The following is a 3,163-nucleotide window of genomic DNA, read 5'->3' on the forward strand; positions in this document are numbered from 1 at the left end:
TGTATCAAATACATCATCCTTAGCCTGCTTGAGGCGTTTTTGCGCCTGATCAAGGTCACGTTGCGCCTGCATCATCCGCTGTCGCGCCGCCCCCAAAACCGAGCTTTCCTGTTCTGCAAAAAGCTGCGACGTGTCCTTGACGCTATCGTTCAGCTTTTTAACAAAATCGTCCGCCGCCTTAACCTCGCGCTGATACTCTTTAAGCCCTTCGGCAGCCTTTTTTGAGGAATCTTCCGTACCCCAAAGCGACACAGCCAGCGCACCGGCAACCGCTGCGGCTGCACCAAGAACGGCGCCCCAAGGCCCGAAAAAACCAAGCAATTGCGCGCTTTGCTGGGTCAGCGCCACCAGCGGGTTTTGCCCACTGGCCACCTGCACGGCAAAGTCACCGACCTGATACCCGGCCTGTTGAGCAATCGCCCCGAACTTACGGTAATTAACCGAACTTTTGGCAATTGCGTCATCATTGGCAACCACGGTCTGGCGCAGCCCGCCAATTCTTGCTATCGACTGCTCATATGCCGCCGTGGACTTAGCTACCGATAAATTAAACCTGTCCTGCGAGATGATACCACGGTCAAGGGCGTCCTGTGCCCGGGCCACCTGTTTTTCATAACGCACCAATGCCCGGCTTGTCGGGTCAATCTGCCCTTGCATCCGATTAAACGCCGCCGCAGCCCGCTTCGTTGCCTTGTCCATGTTGGTGGTCGTAATTTCCACCAGGTTTCCCGCATCGGCCATATGCTTGCGAAATTTATCAAGCGGGGCGTCAATACTTACCGAAATGCCCTGTTGCTCAATCGTCATATCAGGCCCCATTCATCGCTTTGCGCACCGCTGCCGTAATCAACCGGCGCGCCTCATCGCTATTGGCATCCACAGCACGACTTAAAATATTCAGGGCCGGCCGGGCCGGAACCGTCATGTTAAACCGCTTACCAGGCTTTCCTGCTTTGCGATATTGCACCGTGCCGCCCTTGGTTCCGCCATCAAGAAAACGAAACCAGAAATAGTCCGACGCCAGCCTGTCACTCGGCAGCCCAATAAAGGCTTTTAGCCCGTTTTCCGAATAAATGACGGTCAAGCCATCCGCCGCATGTGGCCCCGGATTGGCCCCGTCACGCGGGGTTAACCGCTTCATATCGTCCAGAACGGACAACGCTGCCCTGGCAACCGCATCGGCCACATGGTCCTGCATTTTAGCTGGCAGCGCGTTTAATCGCGCTGCCAGTTCCTTTCCGCCTGTCACTGCCATAAATCACCCCTCGCGTTTTGGCCCGGCCTGCGCCAGCGCCACCCGCAATTTATTTGCCACGTCATCAGGCGACACCGGTTCCGGTTCTGCCTCCACCCCGTTTGTGATGCGCAGAAATTCGGCTTTACCATCCATCGCCAGCAATATTCTCGCTATCGGGGTGGTCATGGCAGCATGGTCATCCCAGCCCAGCCACCCGGTGGCATAGCGGTAAACCATGTCCCACCAGGCGGAAAGTTCTACGACTTTCCCGGCGTACCCCCCGCATCACCGGAATCGGCATCATCGCGCACATTCCGGCCCCCGTTCAACATCACCACCAGGTAGTCGGACAAGGCCCCGCCAATCTCGGCCTTGTTTTCCGCCTGCCAGATATCGCGCACCAATTCATCAAATTCCGCAGCACCGGGCTTCATGCCGCTGGCCGAAACCAGAACGGTTGCCATAGCGTCAAAATTTAAATCCCGCACCTTGGTAAAGGCCGGGGCCAGCCCGCCAAGGGCGGCATTAATACCGCGCAGTGCGTTCAAATTCGGCACCAGAAAATACGCCTTCCCGGCAACCACAACTTTCCTGTCCTGCGCCACCACGCTTTCGTTTGTCTTTTCCATTTCTGTTCCATTCTGTATCGATCAAAACACCGTCAAGGCCGCTATCAGGTCGCCGCAACCACCAGCGGGCGGGTATTGATGCCCAGCGAACAGCTTGCCTTTAAAACATCGCTGTTGCCGCCCACTGCGTACTTGAACGACATCACCTGTGCGCGAAAATAATAGGTTGTCGGCGTCGTATCGCCGTCATTCAGTTCAACCTTGATGGCATAATCATCATCAACAGCCAGCGCCGTTTGCAACTGGCCCTGCCCGGTATCTGCCGGGTCCAGGCCAAGGTTCAAGGTCAGCGTCCCCGGATCTTCCACCCCTTTGAACTTGCGCTGTAACCGATCTTCCAGATTGGAAAAATTGATCGCCGAAAACTCCGATCCAAATTCGCCGATATCTGCAATTTCACCGACCTTAACAAAGGTTTCGGCCTCAAATTCGGTTTTGGTGGTCGATGTGGAAACATCATCGGAAATCGACAGCTTACAGCCCGCAGCCGTTCTGACAGTCATCTTACATACTCCTTGCAAGACATAAAAAAGCCGCCCTCACCGGGGCGGCACACAATGCACAACCAAACAAAAATCAGGGCTGCACCCTTACATCCACGGTACAACTGCCCATAAAGGTATCATCGGCAATATCGGGGCTGGCCGTGCTGCGCGTCACCGCCATGCCCTCCATCACCCCATCGGCCAGTGCCAGGCGCTTTTGATGCAGGGTGGCCTTAATCACCCCCAAAATGCCCCGCACTTCTATCGACCCCGCATAATCGGAATAAACCGATAGATAGAACGTAATCCGCTCATGCGCCCCGCTGATATAATCGGCATCCAGCACCAGGTTATTATCAAATACCACATAGGGCATCGTGGCATCGACCGGCACAGCCTCATAAACCGGGCACGAAAGCGCATCCGTCAAGGCAGCATAAAGTGCTGCTTGCACGGCAATACTGGCAACCATGCAGCCCCCCCAATATTTTGACAACAGAAACAAAATAGAATTAACTTCACCTCCTGATTGCAAAGCACAGGGGGCGGCAATGGCGTTTCTCGACTTCTTTAAACCGAAACTTGCACCGGAAATCCCGGTAATCATAAGCACCGATATTGTTTTTGATGACAGCGAAAGCGCCGCACCAGAAACGCCCGACGACTATGGCGATGTTGACTTGTCAGATATCAGCATCGCCATTGAATATCGCGATAGCAGCAACCGTATTTCAACCCGCCGTATCGTCATTTACAGCACAAAAACCGAAGCATACACCTATCGGCTGCATGCCTATTGTTATGAACGCCAC

Annotated in this window: 7 protein-coding genes; 1 reads left to right on the plus strand and 6 read right to left on the minus strand. The window is 54.6% G+C overall.

The window, feature by feature from the left end; translation table 11 throughout:
- The 6 genes from THS27_RS25940 to THS27_RS25965 all read right to left on the minus strand — a co-directional run.
- Positions 1-807: hypothetical protein (locus tag THS27_RS25940; protein WP_210403027.1), on the minus strand; the 807-nt coding region annotated here is incomplete at its 3' end.
- A 1-nt stretch (position 808) separates the two neighbouring features.
- Complete coding sequence (locus tag THS27_RS25945) at positions 809-1,255, minus strand: hypothetical protein (protein ID WP_085595872.1); 447 nt, start codon at positions 1,253-1,255, stop codon at positions 809-811.
- Positions 1,256-1,258: 3 nt separating this feature from the next.
- Positions 1,259-1,474 (minus strand): hypothetical protein, encoded by a 216-nt coding sequence (locus THS27_RS25950; protein WP_085595874.1) that lies wholly within the window; start codon positions 1,472-1,474, stop codon positions 1,259-1,261.
- 20 nt (positions 1,475-1,494) lie between these two features.
- On the minus strand, positions 1,495-1,866 hold the full coding sequence (locus THS27_RS25955) for a hypothetical protein (protein ID WP_085595876.1): 372 nt from the start codon (positions 1,864-1,866) through the stop codon (positions 1,495-1,497).
- Between the two features lie 44 nt (positions 1,867-1,910).
- Complete coding sequence (locus THS27_RS25960) at positions 1,911-2,369, minus strand: hypothetical protein (protein WP_085595878.1); 459 nt, start codon at positions 2,367-2,369, stop codon at positions 1,911-1,913.
- A 73-nt stretch (positions 2,370-2,442) separates the two neighbouring features.
- Positions 2,443-2,823: a DUF3168 domain-containing protein gene (locus THS27_RS25965; protein WP_168185023.1), complete on the minus strand. Its 381-nt coding sequence runs from the start codon at positions 2,821-2,823 to the stop codon at positions 2,443-2,445.
- A gap of 79 nt (positions 2,824-2,902) precedes the next feature.
- On the opposite strand from THS27_RS25965, the gene THS27_RS27040 reads away from it, so the two are divergent.
- Positions 2,903-3,163, plus strand: a 261-nt coding sequence (locus THS27_RS27040; RefSeq protein ID WP_168185024.1) for a hypothetical protein, incomplete at its 3' end; no start/stop codon positions are given.

The organism is Thalassospira sp. MCCC 1A01428, from assembly GCF_002115825.1.
Taxonomy (GTDB): domain Bacteria; phylum Pseudomonadota; class Alphaproteobacteria; order Rhodospirillales; family Thalassospiraceae; genus Thalassospira.

What these genes read in the sequence shown, in the direction of transcription:
- THS27_RS25965 (WP_168185023.1), bottom strand. Translation starts at nt 2,823, where the DNA reads ATGGTTGCCAGTATTGCCGTGCAAGCAGCACTTTATGCTGCCTTGACG.
- THS27_RS25960 (WP_085595878.1), bottom strand. Translation starts at nt 2,369, where the DNA reads ATGACTGTCAGAACGGCTGCGGGCTGTAAGCTGTCGATTTCCGATGAT.
- THS27_RS25945 (WP_085595872.1), bottom strand. Translation starts at nt 1,255, where the DNA reads ATGGCAGTGACAGGCGGAAAGGAACTGGCAGCGCGATTAAACGCGCTG.
- THS27_RS25950 (WP_085595874.1), bottom strand. Translation starts at nt 1,474, where the DNA reads ATGGTTTACCGCTATGCCACCGGGTGGCTGGGCTGGGATGACCATGCT.
- THS27_RS25955 (WP_085595876.1), bottom strand. Translation starts at nt 1,866, where the DNA reads ATGGAAAAGACAAACGAAAGCGTGGTGGCGCAGGACAGGAAAGTTGTG.